Raw genomic sequence first — 16,512 nt, 5'->3', positions numbered from 1 at the left:
GGAGGCTGTGCACATCGCCCGGTTGCGGTTGGCGACCTTGCGGGGTTGCGGTGAGCCGGGCGTTGTGTGCAGGTGGTCAGCTGGGTCCCGGCATCCACATGTGTGCGGGAAAAGACCGAAGGAAATATCTTTTGCCGTGCCCATGTGGTCGCGGGGAAACACCACCTCCAGGGAACCAACCGCGCACTTGCCCGCAGCGGACGTTATGCGTCCGCCGCGGGAGCCGACTGGGATTCAGTCGGCTTTTTTGTTGCCTGCCGGCGACGCGTGGTGGTGGCCTGGTCGAGACCGAGCTTCTTGAGTTCCTCTGCACTCCACCCGTCCTTGATGGCGCGCACGTAGGCCTTCTTGTTTTCCTTTTTCGCTTCGACGAGCTTGGCTTCCAGGTCGGCCACGTGCTGGCGTGCCTTGACCAGGTCGGTGACCGAGTCGATGCGTGAGTTCAGCAGTTCGCGTGCCTGCTGCTGGGTGCGTTCGATGGTGTCCATGACACCAGCTTAACCCGATCCCGTGCCCAACGGCCAGATAGGACCGATACTGAACTGAAACGCAGCAAGCTATACATTTAGGTCCCCTAAATGGCTTGTCGGACTAGACGCTGCGCTCTGTGTCCGGCACACTTGTGGTGTGGTCCCCGAGGTTTCGGGGTCGCTGCGCTGGGCCAAGGACAGGACGTAATGATGAGTGAGCAGACTCCGACAGGTCGGATGTTTTCTCGTCGTCGGCGTGCCAACGTCGAGGGAGGGCGGCAGCACTTTCACAAGGTGAAGGTGTCTCCGGAAGAGGAGGCCCAGTTGTTGCAGTTGGCCGAGAAGCAGGGCGTGACGATCCCGCGTTTGCTGGTTGAGTCCGCGCTGAGTTCCGAAGCATCGGAGACCCCCACGGAACGTAAGCAAGCCATCGCAGAATTGTTCGCCGTCCACACGCTGCTGGCGCGAGTATCGAACAACGTGAACCAGTTGGCGCGTCACGCCAACTCCGGTGATGAGTTCCCGGCCGAGGCGGCGGCCACCCTGGCGTACGTGAAGAAACTTGCTGTCCGCATTCGGGAAGTCGTTGACGGGATTCCGACATGATGCCGAACGTTACCCGTGGCGGACGGATGCAGGGACTGCTGTCATACCTTGTCTCGGTTGATCCGGCGAAGACGTCGAACGTGCACCATGACCCGCATCTGGTGGCGGGGGATGCGGCGGTGATGGCGTGGTTCGATGATGGAATCCTTGACCAGGATGATGCCTCCAGGATCGCTGCGTACCTGGACGAACCGCATCGCAAGTTCGGTGTGGAGGTCATGCGGCGTGATGACCGCAAGGACGCTCCTTTAGGCCTGGATGGGAAGCCGCAGTTGGTCAAGGCGGATGTCTGGCATTGCTCACTGAGTGTTGCCGTGGGAGAGCGGAACATCACTGACCAGGAATGGGGGGACATCGCCAATGATTTTGTTGACGCGATGGGTTTCTCGGAGGCCAGCGGCAAGGCGCAGTGTCGCTGGGCTGCCGTAGACCATGGAGCCAGTGCCGGCGGGAACCAGCACATCCACATTGCGCTGTCGCTGGTGCGCGAGGACGGCACCAAGGCGTCGGTGCACAATGACCGCTCGCGGGCACAGGACACGTGCCGTGCGTTGGAGAAGAAGTACGGGCTGGAAGAGCTCTCCACCGTCCATGCCTCAAGGGGCTATGACCCTGCCGAAAAGCAGACCGCGATCCGCCAGGGCCGGGAGATGCACCGGACCTCGTTGGAACGCAAGGTTCGTGCCGCTTCAACCGCAGCTTCAACCGAGGCAGAGTTCGTCCGCCAGGGCCGGGACCTGGGCCTGCTCATGCGCCCGCGCTATGCGAAGAACACCACCGATGTGGTGGTCGGTTATTCGGTGGCCGAGCGCCCGGCCAAGGGTGAGCGTCCTGTGTGGTTTGGTGGCGGCAAGATCGCCCGCGACCTTGGCCTGGGGCAGCTGCGGACCAAGTGGCCCGACACTGCCCAAGGGTCCATGGACGCCGTCGCCGAATGGAATGCAGCAGCCCGAAACCGCAGACAAGCCAAGCCACAGGCACGGTACACCAAGCCACAGCTGACGGATGCGCAACTGTGGGATCAGTACACCGCGCAGGCCCAAGAAATTGCCGACCGTTTGCGGTCCCTGCCGCTGAATGACCACGCGTCGTGGGCGCGGGCGGCACGCGAGACTTCCGGAGTGTTTGCCGCTTGGTCGGAGAAGCTTGAATCCACGCCCGGGCCGTTGGCATCCACCGCCGCGGAGCTGGCCAAGACCGCGCAATTGCGTGACTATCGCCGGCACGAGAAGCCGGTCCCCATGCCGTCGCTGGCTGGTTCCACCATGCTGCTTCTTGCTGCCGGGTCCAAGAGCAAGACCGCCGCGCATACTGCGCTATTGATCCAACTCATGCGGACCTCCAAAGCGATCTTTGAAATGCACAACCAGTCGCAGCGTTACCGGCATGCCCGCAACCTGCGCACGGTACTGGCGAACGACCTGCATTCGTTCGGACAGCAGATGCCACGTCCTGTGCAGGCTATCTCCAAGGCCAGTGAACCGGAGCATGCGTCCTCCAGGTTGGCACGGTTGAATTTCCCCGCTCCAGCCTCCACGCAGCTACCCGCGCCACGGACAGGCAGCGTCGTGCCGTCCAAGACCGAACCAACACGCATCTACCAACCAACCAAGCCAGGACCCCAGCAAGAACACGGACGTTAAGAGCCAGCGCCCGACCCCACCTAAAAGGAGCAAGTGAGTCCCATGAGCGAAGAGCACGTTGAAGACGTTGTTGAAGGAATGCTGCGCCAGTCCCTAGTCGCCGGCTCACAGCTGGCAGATCAAGTGGTTCGTGCCCGGCAGCAGTACATGCGCAACGTCGAGCAGCGCAGCGAGCAGGCCGCAGTGGAAGCACAGCGCGCCTTCGCCGCCGACCGTGCGGTGATGCAATCCGTCATCATTCCCGCTACCCGGGATGATTGGTGGGAAACAGCCCGGCCGGAACAGATCACCCAGGCACATCTTCTGGCCGAGGCGTGGAAGGACCACGATCCTGTGGCGCTGGCGGCAGCCGAGAAGATCAGCAATGAAGTACAGGAACGGTATGGGATCGATACCGTAATCGTGCAGAATGATGCCGCATACATGCGAAACACCATTGCTGTGCAACAGCTTAACGACGGAACTTTGCAGATTCAGCCGATACCGCCCAACCTGGACTCGCAGAAGTTCTATACCCCCGACTTCACAAGCAGACCAAGTAAGCCCCGTGAAGTAACAAAGGAAGCCGCTTTAGAATTCGTCGAGGGCACAGCAAAAGAAGAGCAGGCCCGAGGCTGGGCCCAGACAGGGATCATCCAAGGGTTGCTTGGAAAAGACGATGACGTAGATCGGGCTATCTCTGAGAAATTTCCTGACCTGCTCATCGCAAATGAGCAGCATAGGGCCACTGCCCTGAAAGTAGCCAAGGAACATGCCGATACCATGGCCCTTGTCGAAGCCGCACAGACAGAGCACATCAAGCGCTACGCCGCAGAGCTGAAGGACGAGTTGGAACGGCACAAGGTGCCCTCTGAGTATCTTGCCAGCGAAGATATGGTGGCCGCACTCCATGCATCAAAGAATGCCGCTGGAACCGATTCTGCACCGGATGCGGACCTGGCCGTGGCTGAACGTATGCACCTGATTGACCAGGACGGGATCAACGGACCAAGCATTGATGATCTGCGCAAGGAGATTGGACAGAACTACTCGGGTGCCGAAGATTCATTGTTCGCAGACGCTGAATTCGTAGCCACCGCGCGTGACTGGCACGAGGCAAAGACCTTGGCCGAGGGAGGTTTCGTGGATCAGGGGAATACCGGGCTTGAGGCTCGGTATGAAAATGCGGAGAAGGAATTGTTTGCGTGGATCGCACCCCTAGGCCGAGAAATCCAGGACAACGTGCTCAATGATCCCAACCTGAAGACGCCAGTACTCTCCGAGAAAGACAAGGAACCGACGGTTCCGGTCTACGGCTCCAACGAACAATATGAGGGCTTTAAATCGTCGTTGGAAGGCAAAGCAACGCAAGCAGAGGTGAAGGGTCGAGTGGCCGCGGCCAGGGGTCAGGCCATCCACCCCTTCAAGGCAGTAAAAGCTCCCGAGAAGACACCCACGGCGCGCAAAGCCACGGCTATCGCTGGCAAGGGCAGGGACAAAGGCCAGGATGGCCCTACGCGATAGCAAACGCACGGTCAATGGAGGGTGCACATCGGAAAACCGATGTGCACCCCCCATTTCGTATTCCGCTACTCGGGTGGAATATCCCCGGCCTTTGGGAACCATCCTTCGGGTGCGTAATCGCACTCAAACGGTTCGGGCGTGTGGTGACGGCCGTTGTTGCAGGGATGGAATGGCCCTTTCTGGCTCAGCAAAACCGCCATATGTGGATCGGCGTGGTCACGCCACCACACGCTCATCCCTGTGGCCGGATCAAGACGGAAGTACTCCCAGGCCCGCCACAATGCTTCCACCCGGCTGACCGCTTCGGGGTGAAGAAACCACTGCCTGCACCATTTCCCGTTCCGTGAATCGATGATCCGGTTATACAGCGGAAGCAGATGCTCGTGCAGGAACTCCTCGGCTGACTGGTAGACCAGCGGGGATTCCTCCTGAGCTGCAGGTGCTTCACCAGGATCTGGCCGGGCTTCTTTGTTGCCATTGTCTTCTTGGGCCGCGTTGGTCTTGGCCGCTTCGACTTCCCCCGCGATTTTTTCCACGTCGGCCGCTGCCCGATCCCGGGTGCGTTCTGCCTGCGCCAGTGTTTCGGCGGCGGCGGCACGCAACCACCCGGAAAGGGTTTCTTCGTTCTTTTCCGCTGCCTCACGCACCACACCCTCGGCCCTGGCCAGTGCCTGGTGTGCGGCGTCCAACCGCTGCTGGGCGTTGATCAGGGATGCTGCTGGTGCTGTTTCCCCAGCAGATCGCTCTCCCGCCTCGATGGGGCTCATCTCGGCCAACATGTCCAGTTCATCCATTTCCAGACTCCCTTGCTGCGGTGATCCATGGGTTCTCCGGTGCGGACGCCGGTGCAGACGCCATCGCCGGTTCGCTCTTGGACGCGTACCTGGAGATGGACTCGTTCACTGCGTCCTCGTGTGGCGTCTTCCACCAGGGCCGGGTCTTGACCAGGGTGGCGCGGGCACCGGAGGCAAAGACCACAGCGCGGCCGCGTTCCATTTCCGTCAGGTCGGAAACGTCCAAGATTCGTTCTTTGCCCTCTTGGTGCGAGCTGCTGGCACCACCGCGCCCGTTGGACTGTGAGACACTGCTGTAGGAATAATCGCCAATCAAGTCCGAGAGGGTGCGCAGGAAGGCATCTTCCTTCACCCCTCCCCCGTAGACCACCACGTTGGCTGCAGACCAGATTTTCCGCATGCCCGGCTCGCCCCACAGCTCCACGCCCTGGGACCAGGACTGCAGAATCGCCATGACGATGATTCCGCGGGAACCGTAGTGGCTGAACAGGTCAGGCAGTGCCGCCCAGCGGACCACGTTCGCCAACTCATCCAGGGCAAACACGGCGGGGACTTCCAGCCGGCCTCCCATGCGTGCCCCGCGCTCCTCGAGGGCTTCGGCCACTGCGACCGTCAACGCGGTGGTCAGCGGTGCGGCTGTTCCTACGCCCTCCATGGACAGGACATAGAGGGTTTGTGTGGAGGCGGCAAAGACTGTGGGGTCGAACTGTGGGCGCCGGTCATTCAGGACCGTTCCGCCCCTGGCCGGTGCGACCCAGCGCAGGGTGTTTTTGTTTTTGAGGCATTGGACCATTTTTTCGGCGGTGCCGAAGATGCCGTCCTTCTGCTTGTCGGCCAGGTTCATGGTCGAGGCCAGGCCAGCGGCCTGCAACGCGTAGTCATGATCCTTCAACAGGTCCACGGCCAGCCCGCAATCCTGGCTGGTGATCCACAAGTATGCATCGGTGATCGGATGTTCGCCCAGCGCAGCGGCGAGGAACAGGGAGGCGATGAGGTCTTCGGCCTTCGGGTCGAAGTAGGAATCGGACTTCGCCCCGGGAGTGCGGGAGGCCACCGCGAAGTGGTGGGTGAGTTTTGCTGCCTTGTCCTCATCACGCACGTAGGACAGTGGATTCCACCACCAGGTGGGTTCTTCCTGGGCGATCTGTTGCGGATCAAAGATCCAGACGGGTCCCTGGGCCGAACGGGGACCCCTGGTGGCGTCAACGACATCGCGCTTGTTCGAGGTGGAAACCACGGCCCCTGGGGCATCGAGGATCGCCGGGATCACCCGCGAGGCAGACTTGCCGACGCGTGGGCCCCAGATATCCAGGGAGAGGTCTTCCCAGGACTGGTAGAACGGCTGGTTGGTGGACACGAGATTTCCCACGAACACCCCGGGCGTTCCTTCGACCCCGAGGCGCTTGGCTGTCTTGGTGGCCCCCTGGTGGGTGTAGGCGGCAATGTCCTTGCCCTTGCCCATGTGCGCGGCGGCTTTGTCCACCCGGGGTTTCTTGCCTCCCAGGCCGCGCCGTCCAGCCAGCAGGCTAATTGTCACGGCCAGGGCAACCAGGATTAGGGCCAAGGCAATGGCGACCAGGGTGGCCTGGGCCGGCCACTGGATGGTGCCGCGCAGCAAGCCTTCGAGCAGGACGGATAGTCCAGTCGGTGGTGCCGGGTTCCCGGCCAGCTGGGCACCGAGTTGGAGGGACAACCAGCCTCCACCGAGGACGGCGACGACGATGCCCACCAAGACGAACGGCAGGACGGTTTGCCCGTTCATGCCGCTGGTGCCCTTGCGATTTGGTGCACTCATTTAGCCCACACGACCTTTCCTCAGTTTGCTGTTTCCCAGGTGGTTGTGGCTGATGCTTCGTTCATCGGTGATGTGCTTGACCCGTTCGGTCTCGGTGAGAGTCATCTGCACGGCGATGCCAATGCGCCCGGGGATCTTCAACATGAATTTTCCCGCCCCCGGAGGCGGCGCCGGCCGGCCGTCTGCGGATCGTTCCTGTTTCCACGACGGTGGCGCATTGAAGCCGGCCACGGTGTCTATTTCGCGTTCGTTGAGCGGCTGGACCTCGCTCAGATCGTTGAGGTCCTCGCGGCTCAGGGCCATGATGCCCAAAACCCCGGAACGTTCGGTGAAGCCCTTGGCCGTGGCCCGGTCCTTGGCATTGGGCAGGGACAAAAAATCCTTGGGTGAGTGGGTGATCTTCAGCTCCGAGACACCCTTGCCGCGGTTGGTGCGGCCAATGCGGTCCACCCGGTCAATGATCCCCTCGCAGGCACGCATCGGATACCAAAACTCGTCCTGCATCGCGAAGTACCCGCCCCAGTGGATGGAGGGGTCATGGCGGGAAAGCTCGTAGTGGGCATCGATGGAGGAGAAACCGATGCTCCAGGTCGCCAACATCGCCGCCGAGAGCAGCTTGGTGTTCGACTCCGGGATGGAGGAGGTATCGAAGCAGAACCCGCCGGGGTTGCCCACTTCCAGGCGAACGCTTTCGCGACCCCCGACCAGGGAACCCATTTGCCCGGACATCACCGCACGCAATGAGAGGTGCAGCTGGCGGTATTCGTCGGTGAACTGGTCGGCGTCCTTGCACACGGTGGCCGAAAGCACTTCCGGTGGTGGATCCATGAACGCGGTCAGCAAGTCCCCCATCCAGGGGTGGTCGTTGCGGGCGAGAACTGAGCGGATCAGCTCTGCCAGCGCCGCATCCTCGCTGTCGGATAATGGCGTGCCGCGGCTGATCTGCACGACCAGGGAGACGGCATCGACGGCCTTGCCGACGGCTTGCCGGTGCATCTCGTCTCCCAGCCGTCCGCCGATTTTCTTGGCAGCATCCCCGAGGGCACCAAGGTCGAGGAGGTTGATCTTGTCGGTGCTGTCCGGGCCGACACGAATCACGTTGCCGCCCATCGCCGCCACAGCGTCCCCGTGCTCATTCTTGATCGGGTCAAAGACAGCCGGGGCAATGCCGCGCGCGGCCATCGAGTACATGAACCGTCCACCCAGGGAGGATTTGCCGTTGCCGTTGAGTCCGAAGAGCATCATGGAGGCGGAGGAAATCAGGCCCGAGCGGTACCAGGTCTGCGGGTCCCCACACACGGCCGTGCCCACATGCATGTCCCTGCCAAGCGGTGCTCCAATGTTGGGCCTCGAGGTGCCCGCCGCAAAGGGGTAGACCCCCGGCAACTGCGCCGAGGTCGAATACCACTGCGGCGGCTGGGGCACCTTCCCCCACCGACCACCGCCAAACCCGGCCAAACCACGGGAGGTGCGCATGTGCATTGCGGGTTTCATGACAGGACTCCTTCAAGCCACAACGGAGTGGTGTTGTACGTCCACGGCAAGACCCCGAAAGGCAGCGTGGTGTGGAACGCGGCCGATCCTGCGTGCTCCACAAACCGGTATGGCATCAACAGCTGACCCATCAGGGACTTGATCTGGTTCAGCGCATCCCGATAGGCATCCTGGTTGGCCTCAAAGGTCACGGTGACCATCAGGGAGAACATCGACAGGCGGGCACCTTGTGCCAATTCCAATTCGGTCTTTTCAGCCACGGCCTTGTTCTTGGTATCGAACGAGGTGGCTCTGCCCTTGCGGGTACTGATCTTCCAATCAGCGTTGCGCACCAACCGGTTCACGGTCTTGGCTGCGGTACCCGGGTCCACCGGGCGATACATGATCGCCACCCGCTTGCGCAGGAACTTCGCATTCGGGCCAAAGAGCTGGTCAAAGGACCGGGCGGTGATCTGGGATTCGGGAGGAACAGTCATCATCAGCGTCATCGAGGCCACCCCGTCATGGAAGACGACCCGGCCCCGGGAATCATCGAAGAACTCCGGGCCGGCTTGGTCCCAGGAACGATTGGCACGCAAACCCGTCAGGGCATCGAGGGCCAATTCCTGGTCCCGTGCCGGTTGGTAGGCCAGGTGCGCGATCTCGGCCAACTCGCTCTCCACCAAGGGCCTGGGTGCCCCGGCCCCGGCGCGGGTGAGCATTTGGGATTGGACGGGAAGCCGGGACGCGACCTCGGCCACCGCCGGGGAAATGTCTTTATCGGTGGCACCGAGCGCCTTGGCGTCCCACACCAGGGTGGAATACACGTTCAGCACCGAGGACCTGGCCGGCAAGGTGCCCACCGCTTCATCCAAGACCTGCTTGGCGAAGGCCGGGGCATTGGGCGCAACGTCCTCCCGCACGGCTTGGCAGGTGCCGGCGGAGGACTCGGAGGCCGAGTCCACCACGATGGTGGCCCCGGAGAGGCCGGCATCCACACTGAGTGAGGAAATCCAGGAGCCAAAGTGGGAGACCTGGTTGTTGACCACCGATTGTTCCTGCATGGCTGCCCCGTCCGGGGTGCAACCGAAAACGGCCGCGATCTTTCCCACGGACTTGTGGTGCAGCAACGAATACTCCCGGTTCAACCCATCAACACCGGACAGTGTGTCCACATTGAGAAGGGCGCCGGGTAACCGCTGGGCAGCTTCCCGAGGCAACGCCGAGAGCGGACCGGTGACGTAGAACGATTCACCGCGTTGGTTCCGGTGTGCCAGAGAGATCCGGTCGGTGAGCTTGCTCAGGATCGTGGTGCCGCCAAAGCGCACCAGGCCAAAGAACACCACCACGAACGTGATCAGCAAGACCGCCAGCGCCAGCATCCATGCTTCCTGGACCAAGGCCAGGAGAACCAGGACCACTCCGGTGCCCGATACGGCCAGTGCACCGAGGCTCAACCCAAAGAGTCCAGGGGCGGTGGGCTTGAGCCAGTTCCCGAATTTGTCTTGTGCGACGTTGTTGCTCATTCGCCGATCACGTCCTTTCCATCAGCGTCCTTGGCCCCATCGGCGACGGCTTGAGTCATCGACTGGGCTGCGGCATTTGTTGCCGGCCTGGTCTTGGGCGAAGCATTGCTAGATCCAGCAACCGGGGCAGAAGCTTCAGAAGAGCCCGTAGGTGCACTGGTTCCGGCAGCAGAACCAGCAGTCCCGCCCTGGGAGCTTGTTGGTTCACTGGTCCCGGTGGCCGAGGTATCGGCCCCAGCCGGACCATCTGCGGAACCGGGTTGGGCACCGGCAGGAGCAGTCGGTCCGCCAGCGGCCTGCCCGCCGCCAGCCCCGGATGCTGCACCAGTGCCTGAGGCAGAACCTTGTCCGGCACCTTCGGCTCCCATGGTGTCTCCTGCAGTTCCACCGGAGGCAGGATCTCCACCGTCAGCATCCCCGCCGAGCGCCCCGGACGCTGTGTCGGCGGAACCACCAGCGGCACCAGCTCCGCCACCAGGGCCTGAACCCGAACCACCAGTCCCACCCCCGCCACTGCCTCCACCGGTGGGGTCGGCGCCTCCGCCTGCTCCCGCAGCGCCTGCGCCGCCGGCGGTTACCGAGGAACCACCTGCAGTGCCAACGGAACCGGCAGCACCGGCACCACCAGCCATCTTGGCTGCCCCACCGGCAGCACCGGCAGCGGCAGTGCCGCCACCGGAAAGCACTGCAGCACCAGCGGCGACACCGGCACCGACAAGCGCGGCACCACCGGCCAGGGCCATGCCACCGCCGCTGGCACCACCAAGGGCAGAAGTGCCTGGAGCAATCAGGCGCATCATCGCTGGCAACGCGACCACGGCCAAGGCAATGAGGACCAGCCCATTGATCACCCCGCCCAGGCCCTCATCCCCGGACTTCGTTTTCCAGGCGTAGGCATAGATGATTGCGGCCACGGGCTTGTAGAGGGCAAAGGCAATGATCCAGTTGGTGATCTTGGAAAATGCTTGGTCTGCCCCGCCGATCATGGAGGCAGCGGCAGCAACCGGCCACACGCCGATCAGCAACGGCAGCAACGCGGAACGCACCAGCATGATGCCCCACTGGATGATGGTGGCGATGATGCCGAAAATCCCACCCAGAATCGCTATGCCCGGATTGGCAGCGGCAATGGTGAGAGGGATTTGCCGGGCATCGGTGGTGATCCCGGCACTGTCCAGAATCCATGTGGAGAACGCATCGCCACCGGCAATGATGACCTGCACCGCAGCGGCGCCCAGCGTGGTGACCACCACGACCTTGGCCATGGTTTGGGCCAGTTTGATGGCCTTATCGCCCCGGTAATGGATCATCGTCCAGATGGCGGCGAACATGATGCCCAGGATGGTGAGAAAAATACTGATGACTTGCAGCTGGGCGGTGAGCCACTGAATGGAACCTGCTTCCAGGTCAACCAACAGGCCGACGTTCAGCCAGGACGTCAGGAATTCCTTCATCATCGAATCCCAGCTGCCGACCATCATCTCTGCCATTTTGGTGAAGGCATCTGCCGCAGCTTCACCGAGCTTGCACCCCGCATAGCCTTTCCCAAAGCTGCATCCACTCATGGTGTGGCTTTCCATTCCACGAAGCTCCCGCGCTGCGGGGCGATGGGCTGGCCACGGAACATGGACCCGTCATCCAAGACCACTTGCTTCCAATCCCCGTCAATCCAGCGGAAGGACAGGGGAAGGCCGGTAAACCCGGTCGGGGTATCGGGAGTGGAAAAGACCATGGTCACCTGGGCGTTATCCGGGGTGAAGGAATCCACGATGAAACCGGAGTACGAAATCGGCTCCCCGCGCTCCGACGCTGGTTCGGCCAACACGTAGTCCTTGCCCGGTGAGTCAGGCACGTAAAGTTCGACCGCCTGCTTGAAGTCGGAGGTACTAATGGCTGTGTTCAGCGTGACCGCCATCAATGCCGCTCCCAAGGGTGAACGGGCAAAGCAGACGCCAAAGTCGCCTTTGCGCGCTGTGGGTCCGTAGGTGTCCGAGACCGGCCACGTCCACCCGTTCTTCGCTTCCCAGCGCAGATCATCGGGCATCTTCGGAGTCGCGGAAGTATCGCCTGCCGGTACGTTGCACCCGTCCTGTGTGGCGGGGTTGCTGGGCACGGTGCTGGCCGGTGCCGAGGGGCCGGCAGCGGGGCTGGTTTCATCTTTCTTGGGGGTAAAGATGACAAGTAAGGCCATGCCGAGGATGAGAACCAACACGACAGCTGAAGCCCACAACGTAGCTTTTTTCCATTGCGGGTTCGCCACCCGCTCGTTCTTCATATCCGACATGTCGGGGACCGTACCTTTCTAGAATCCGAGGAAGATCGGGGCAATCACGCCAGCGAGACCGAACAACACGGCCCCGGCGATCCACCAGCCGACCTTGCCCATGAACTCCTGGCCCTGTCCGTGCCGATTGGCAAAGAACAAGCTGATCGCCAGGATCAGCAATCCGATGACGGCCACGCCGCCGCCGATGCCCTGGACCCAGAGCTTGACGGTATCGATGGCATCGGTGACTTCGGCGGGAAGGGGCTTAGGTTCAGCCAAGATGTTGATGGTGCGGCCAGCGAGCAGGTTGAGCGTGTTCATGTTGTTTCTCCTTGGGTTTGAATGCCCTGGTTGGCGAGCATCGTGGTGAGTTTGGTCAGTTCCTTGGGGGAAAGATCAGAAGATGCAGCATGAGCCGCACGTTTCAAGAGCAGGGCCGGAACCCAGGGGGCGTGGATGACGCTTATGGCCCCGCCCAGGATCCTTAATTCAGAAGCGATCCTGCGGGGAAGCTTCCCCGGTGCAGCAGGGATAACCAGGGCAGCTGCAAAGGCATCGACCCCGTATTGGGCCAGGAGGCTTTTGGTGGTGTTGATCCCCTCGACGCTGGCCCGCAAGGCCAGCACTGCAGGGATATCACCTGGTTCGCGTTCGGAAACCCAGCTCTCCACGTTGCCGCCATCCACTGCACCCAGGATGTGGGACCACGTGGTGGTCCCGGCCCCACCATGGGCAGCGACCAGGACAGCACGAGTCTGTTCGGACGCCACTTCAACGGCGGGAGCATCCTGCAGAGGGCTACCCTGCACCGGGGAGTCGGGAGCCGATCGGTTGACCTCGGGAACCGGCGGGGCTGGGACGGAGCGCGCAGCCTCCAGCCACGGATTGGCATCCTGGCTGGTTTCCATGTGCTGTTCCACGGCGCTCACAGCCCTTGTGCCACCGCTGCAGTCGCACGCAGCCATGCCCGGCGCGAAGCCGGGGACAAAGCGCTGTGGACGATGCGGCCGGACTTCAACGCCGGATCAAAAGGAACCGTAAGAACCTCGCGGACGAAAGGCCGGAATCCCTCGGCAATCCGGTCGGCGACAGCCTTTTCTCCTGGTTGCCACTGGGAGATGATGACCACCGCGTTCTCGGCCAGGCGTGCGGCGTGCTCATCGCGTTCATGCAGTGCCTTGAGGGTCAGCAGGGCCGCTTCGGCGCGGTCCTCCATGGTGGTGGTGGGAACCACGAGTTGGTTGGTGTGGGCGATCATCCGTGCCCAATCCGAACCCCGGTCCACGTTGCCCGAATCCATGACCAGGAGGCGGTAGTACTTTGCCGCGACCGCGTGAATGGTATCCACAGCTTTCCCGGTCATGACGTGCGTGCCGACCAAGCTGTCATCGGAGCGCAGCACATCGAATCGGTCTGCGCTCTGGTGGTGAACGTACCCGGCCATGTCCCCGGAGACGGCTGAGGCAGAGAGCAGCCGTTCGCTGTTTTCCAGCACGTCCAACACCGTGGAGTGGTGATCCCCTTTTTCGGTGCGCCAGCCCAGGGTGCCGACCTCGGGATTCCCGTCATAGGCCAGCACCCCTCCCCCGCCGTGGAGGGCAAAGATCGCGGCCAGGTTCTTCACCGTGGGCGTCTTGTTCGCCCCGCCCTTGCGGTTGGCCACCATGATGGTGCGGGTGCCGGCCCAGTGCTTGGAGACCTGTTCAATGTCGGCTCGTTCGGCCAGTTCCTTCTCCGAGGCAGGAACGTTGATGCCCAGGTTGGAGAGCCATCCGCGGATTCCTTGGGTCGCGGGTCGCGCCGCCCCGTGGGGTGAGAGAAACGATTCGGCATCCCGCAGAGTTCGCCGGGTGACGGGAGCGAGCTGCTGAGACTCCTCCACCAGCTCCACTGTCGGTTCCACCGTGGTTTCCTTCACTGGCGTCTCTTTCATGGGCACCGGAGCTTCGGAAACTGCCTTGGATGCCGCGTCGGCAGGTGCGTTGGTCTTGGTTGAGGAGTCTTTCTGCACTGCCTTGTGCCCAGTCTCAACTGGCTCCGTGGCTTGGATTTTCTGGGTTTGGGCTTCTGCGGTGTCTTCGGCTTCAACCTGGCGGTCGGGCGATACCCGCAGACCGGTCAAGCCGCTTTCATCCATCGTGCTCACCCGTACCGGGCGCCTATGATCCAGGGCAATCTCGAAGACCCTGGACATCAGTAGCGCGCGCAACCTCGAGGAGTCCTCGGCGGTGAATTGCTCTTCGGTTCCATCAACGGACAGGACTCCGGTGTTATCGGCGTTGATGATCGCGCTGATGACCGGGGTGCTCTGGATCAGGGACTGGTCAATGGCCATGTGAATACCTCTTTGGTCGTCGGGGCGGATCGTTAGGGGGTGAAGGTGGGAGCTGGCTTGTCAGGTTCAATGGCCTGAACCAGCCAAGGTTGCCCGTCATGGTCTTGGACCAAGACAACTTGCCAGGGACCGTCATTCGTGCTGAATCGCACGATGACCATTTGGGGCATGTGCTCGTCTTGGCTGGTGGTGGGATTCGCGTTGACCTTGGTCATGGGCACGCGTGCCGGATCAATGTATTGGGCTTCCTCGGCGTATTCCTCGGTCAGGTACGGCAGCAAGTCAATGAACCACCGTCGCTCCGGGGTATTGGGCCGGGCGAAAAGGTCCATGACCTTGATGGCCACATCCTTCGGTGCCTCCACAGAGGCCACAGTGCTGGGAGCGGGAGAGGAAAGGGTTGGCGTTGGTGGTGTCGCATCGTTGGCTGGCCCGGTGAAAAGGCCGCACCCTGACAACGACAGGGCGCACACGCCCAGTCCGGCCATCTGCCAGAGATTCAGCCCTTGGGGGGCCTGGGTGGTGTTCATGAGAAGACTCCCTTGGACTTCAGGATTGGTGCTGGATCAACAACGGTTCGGTAGGTCGGTGCATTGGCCGGGGTTCCTGGTGGGGCAATCTGGAAATGCAGGTGAACACCCGTGGAGTTGCCCGTGGTTCCCTCGATCCCCAAGGGAGTTCCAGCGGCCACGGTGTCCCCGGCTTTCACTTTCAAGCTGCCGTGGACCAGGTGGTGGAACTCGAAGACCAGACCGGGCTTTTCAACCTGCTTGGCGATGATGTAGGTTCCGTAGGCGGATTTCCAACCCTGGCCCTGCTCTGCCACGGTGATTTTCATGTCCGTGGGAGCCAGCACGGAGGCCCCGCCCTTCTTGGAAAGATCAATGCCCTTGTGGTCCAAAACGCTGGAATTGCACGATGCCCCTGCAGGGCATTTACGTGGACCAAACGGGCTGGTCATCGCTGTGAAGCCAGGCAGTGGACTGGACCATTCCCCTGATCCCAGATCGCCTATTTGTTTTGCGTCAGGTGAGGTATCGGGGCAGTCGCCGTTGGGGGTGATGTCTTCAAACTTTTCATCCAGGTCCTCGCCCAGCGTGCCGACCGAGAGGGCTTTGACGATTTGAACGGCCGGGGAACGGAACGGGGTGTAGTGGTTGGGGTCCGCATTGCGTTGGACCCGGTGAATCGCTTGGCTTGGCTCTAGGTCCTGCCAGCCCTCGACCTTCTGCAGTGCCTTGAAAAAGTTGGTCGCGCTGGTGTGTGGGTTCATGCGGTCTTCGTATGATCCCCATGCGCCGTTATCGCGCTGTTGGAAGAGTCCGCGTGAGTCCGGGCCGGCTCCGTCACCGAAGTCGATGACCTTGAGGGTGGATTCCCCGATGGCGGTCTGTACGCCCAGGATTTGGGCTGCCAGGGACAATTTGAGGTCGGAGGCGGCAGTCATGATCTGCGCTGCATTCTTGAGCTGGGCCCCGGAGAATCCTGCAATCGACTTGCTTTCTGCCTGTTCGGCGACGGGCGCCTCGGCATCTTCCCCGCAGCTTCCGTTGTCGGCAGAAGCGGCAGTATTGCCGCCCATGAGCAGGAGCATCACAACCACTACGGGGACCATGAAAAGAGCAAGAACAGCGGCTGCTGTTCCGGCAACTTTCGAGTTTTCCATGAGGTTTCTCCGAGGTCTGCGTGGGTCTTGAGAACTATGGTCACTGTATCATTTAATAGTACAGTGGAGGGAGTGTCGTGAATTTTTGGCAGAATTGGGGAATGCCCAAATACGTTCAAGCCAAACCCGAGCCTTCACAAGAGGCATCTGAGGTGATCGAACTTTTTGGCATGACGCCGTTGCGTGCGGAGATTCTTCGTCACCTGTCGATGTGCGAAGAAGGGGTTACCTCCGGGGATGTGGGCAGGGCGCTGTCGGCCAACTACCGCACGGTCGCCAGGCACCTTGTGATGCTCGAAAGCCATGGCGTGGTTGAATCCGACGCCACGGAGGAGCGGCAAGGCGTTCGCGTCCTTTATCGAATCAATCGGACGCAACTCTCGGTCGCTGCGAAGCTGTTGCTCAAGTACTTGCATGGCGAATAGCCTCCGGTCA

At 61.8% G+C, this 16,512-nt stretch carries 16 protein-coding genes; 4 read left to right on the top strand and 12 right to left on the bottom strand.

The window, feature by feature from the left end; translation table 11 throughout:
• Positions 1–203: 203 nt before the first annotated feature.
• The gene (locus JOF46_RS21960) at positions 204–488 is read right to left on the bottom strand and encodes a hypothetical protein (RefSeq protein WP_209912240.1); all 285 of its coding nucleotides are present in this window, start codon (positions 486–488) and stop codon (positions 204–206) included.
• A gap of 192 nt (positions 489–680) precedes the next feature.
• Here JOF46_RS21960 and JOF46_RS21955 point away from each other — a divergent pair, with 192 nt between their 5' ends.
• Genes JOF46_RS21955 through JOF46_RS21945 form a run of 3 tightly spaced genes read left to right on the top strand, consistent with a single transcriptional unit; the run spans position 681 to position 4,222 of the window.
• Positions 681–1,076 carry a MobC family plasmid mobilization relaxosome protein gene (locus JOF46_RS21955; RefSeq protein ID WP_245348771.1) on the top strand — a complete coding sequence of 132 codons (396 nt, stop codon included), beginning with the start codon at positions 681–683 and terminating at the stop codon, positions 1,074–1,076.
• Entirely contained in the window at positions 1,073–2,719 is a 1,647-nt protein-coding gene (locus JOF46_RS21950) for a relaxase/mobilization nuclease domain-containing protein (RefSeq protein ID WP_209912236.1), read from the top strand. The genes JOF46_RS21955 and JOF46_RS21950 overlap by 4 nt, the downstream gene beginning before the upstream one ends.
• A gap of 42 nt (positions 2,720–2,761) precedes the next feature.
• On the top strand, positions 2,762–4,222 hold the full coding sequence (locus tag JOF46_RS21945) for a hypothetical protein (RefSeq protein ID WP_209912234.1): 1,461 nt from the start codon (positions 2,762–2,764) through the stop codon (positions 4,220–4,222).
• 65 nt (positions 4,223–4,287) lie between these two features.
• Here JOF46_RS21945 and JOF46_RS22800 read toward each other — a convergent pair whose 3' ends face one another.
• From JOF46_RS22800 to JOF46_RS21890, 11 genes are read right to left on the bottom strand one after another with little or no spacing between them, the layout of a single operon-like run.
• Positions 4,288–5,016 (bottom strand): DUF4913 domain-containing protein, encoded by a 729-nt coding sequence (locus JOF46_RS22800; protein WP_342592577.1) that lies wholly within the window; start codon positions 5,014–5,016, stop codon positions 4,288–4,290.
• Positions 5,009–6,811, bottom strand: coding sequence for a type IV secretory system conjugative DNA transfer family protein (locus JOF46_RS21935; protein WP_209912232.1), 1,803 nt, complete (start codon positions 6,809–6,811; stop codon positions 5,009–5,011). Before JOF46_RS21935 ends, JOF46_RS22800 begins: the two co-directional genes overlap by 8 nt.
• A complete protein-coding gene (locus JOF46_RS21930; RefSeq protein ID WP_209912231.1) occupies positions 6,812–8,305 on the bottom strand; it encodes an ATP-binding protein in 1,494 nt (497 codons plus the stop codon).
• Positions 8,302–9,810, bottom strand: a complete 1,509-nt coding sequence (locus JOF46_RS21925) for an SCO6880 family protein (protein ID WP_209912229.1) — start codon at positions 9,808–9,810, stop codon at positions 8,302–8,304. The genes JOF46_RS21930 and JOF46_RS21925 overlap by 4 nt, the downstream gene beginning before the upstream one ends.
• Positions 9,807–11,390 (bottom strand): hypothetical protein, encoded by a 1,584-nt coding sequence (locus JOF46_RS21920; RefSeq protein WP_209912227.1) that lies wholly within the window; start codon positions 11,388–11,390, stop codon positions 9,807–9,809. The genes JOF46_RS21925 and JOF46_RS21920 overlap by 4 nt, the downstream gene beginning before the upstream one ends.
• A complete protein-coding gene (locus JOF46_RS21915; RefSeq protein ID WP_209912225.1) occupies positions 11,372–12,094 on the bottom strand; it encodes a DUF8175 domain-containg protein in 723 nt (240 codons plus the stop codon). Before JOF46_RS21915 ends, JOF46_RS21920 begins: the two co-directional genes overlap by 19 nt.
• A gap of 18 nt (positions 12,095–12,112) precedes the next feature.
• A complete protein-coding gene (locus tag JOF46_RS21910; RefSeq protein ID WP_113764684.1) occupies positions 12,113–12,397 on the bottom strand; it encodes a TrbC/VirB2 family protein in 285 nt (94 codons plus the stop codon).
• Positions 12,394–12,984: a hypothetical protein gene (locus JOF46_RS21905; RefSeq protein WP_209912223.1), complete on the bottom strand. Its 591-nt coding sequence runs from the start codon at positions 12,982–12,984 to the stop codon at positions 12,394–12,396. The genes JOF46_RS21910 and JOF46_RS21905 overlap by 4 nt, the downstream gene beginning before the upstream one ends.
• 17 nt (positions 12,985–13,001) lie before the next feature.
• Positions 13,002–14,411 carry a P-loop NTPase family protein gene (locus JOF46_RS21900; RefSeq protein ID WP_209912221.1) on the bottom strand — a complete coding sequence of 470 codons (1,410 nt, stop codon included), beginning with the start codon at positions 14,409–14,411 and terminating at the stop codon, positions 13,002–13,004.
• 32 nt (positions 14,412–14,443) lie between these two features.
• Positions 14,444–14,941: a hypothetical protein gene (locus JOF46_RS21895; protein WP_245348770.1), complete on the bottom strand. Its 498-nt coding sequence runs from the start codon at positions 14,939–14,941 to the stop codon at positions 14,444–14,446.
• Positions 14,938–16,077 (bottom strand): M23 family metallopeptidase, encoded by a 1,140-nt coding sequence (locus tag JOF46_RS21890; RefSeq protein WP_209912220.1) that lies wholly within the window; start codon positions 16,075–16,077, stop codon positions 14,938–14,940. Before JOF46_RS21890 ends, JOF46_RS21895 begins: the two co-directional genes overlap by 4 nt.
• A 77-nt stretch (positions 16,078–16,154) precedes the next feature.
• Here JOF46_RS21890 and JOF46_RS22455 point away from each other — a divergent pair, with 77 nt between their 5' ends.
• On the top strand, positions 16,155–16,502 hold the full coding sequence (locus tag JOF46_RS22455) for an ArsR/SmtB family transcription factor (RefSeq protein ID WP_209912218.1): 348 nt from the start codon (positions 16,155–16,157) through the stop codon (positions 16,500–16,502).
• Positions 16,503–16,512 lie beyond the last annotated feature (10 nt).

This window comes from Paeniglutamicibacter psychrophenolicus (genome assembly GCF_017876575.1).
Taxonomy (GTDB): domain Bacteria; phylum Actinomycetota; class Actinomycetes; order Actinomycetales; family Micrococcaceae; genus Paeniglutamicibacter; species Paeniglutamicibacter psychrophenolicus.
This window is presented reverse-complemented; position numbering and strand designations above follow the sequence as displayed.

Bases quoted from the DNA above. Each gene is read 5' to 3' on its own strand.
- JOF46_RS21950 (WP_209912236.1), top strand. From the start codon at position 1,073: ATGATGCCGAACGTTACCCGTGGCGGACGGATGCAGGGACTGCTGTCA.
- JOF46_RS21945 (WP_209912234.1), top strand. From the start codon at position 2,762: ATGAGCGAAGAGCACGTTGAAGACGTTGTTGAAGGAATGCTGCGCCAG.
- JOF46_RS21900 (WP_209912221.1), bottom strand. From the start codon at position 14,411: ATGGCCATTGACCAGTCCCTGATCCAGAGCACCCCGGTCATCAGCGCG.
- JOF46_RS21925 (WP_209912229.1), bottom strand. From the start codon at position 9,810: ATGAGCAACAACGTCGCACAAGACAAATTCGGGAACTGGCTCAAGCCC.
- JOF46_RS21890 (WP_209912220.1), bottom strand. From the start codon at position 16,077: ATGGAAAACTCGAAAGTTGCCGGAACAGCAGCCGCTGTTCTTGCTCTT.
- JOF46_RS21905 (WP_209912223.1), bottom strand. From the start codon at position 12,984: ATGGAAACCAGCCAGGATGCCAATCCGTGGCTGGAGGCTGCGCGCTCC.
- JOF46_RS22800 (WP_342592577.1), bottom strand. From the start codon at position 5,016: ATGGATGAACTGGACATGTTGGCCGAGATGAGCCCCATCGAGGCGGGA.
- JOF46_RS21955 (WP_245348771.1), top strand. From the start codon at position 681: ATGAGTGAGCAGACTCCGACAGGTCGGATGTTTTCTCGTCGTCGGCGT.
- JOF46_RS21935 (WP_209912232.1), bottom strand. From the start codon at position 6,811: ATGAGTGCACCAAATCGCAAGGGCACCAGCGGCATGAACGGGCAAACC.
- JOF46_RS21920 (WP_209912227.1), bottom strand. From the start codon at position 11,390: ATGGAAAGCCACACCATGAGTGGATGCAGCTTTGGGAAAGGCTATGCG.
- JOF46_RS21910 (WP_113764684.1), bottom strand. From the start codon at position 12,397: ATGAACACGCTCAACCTGCTCGCTGGCCGCACCATCAACATCTTGGCT.
- JOF46_RS21895 (WP_245348770.1), bottom strand. From the start codon at position 14,941: ATGAACACCACCCAGGCCCCCCAAGGGCTGAATCTCTGGCAGATGGCC.
- JOF46_RS21930 (WP_209912231.1), bottom strand. From the start codon at position 8,305: ATGAAACCCGCAATGCACATGCGCACCTCCCGTGGTTTGGCCGGGTTT.
- JOF46_RS21960 (WP_209912240.1), bottom strand. From the start codon at position 488: ATGGACACCATCGAACGCACCCAGCAGCAGGCACGCGAACTGCTGAAC.
- JOF46_RS21915 (WP_209912225.1), bottom strand. From the start codon at position 12,094: ATGTCGGATATGAAGAACGAGCGGGTGGCGAACCCGCAATGGAAAAAA.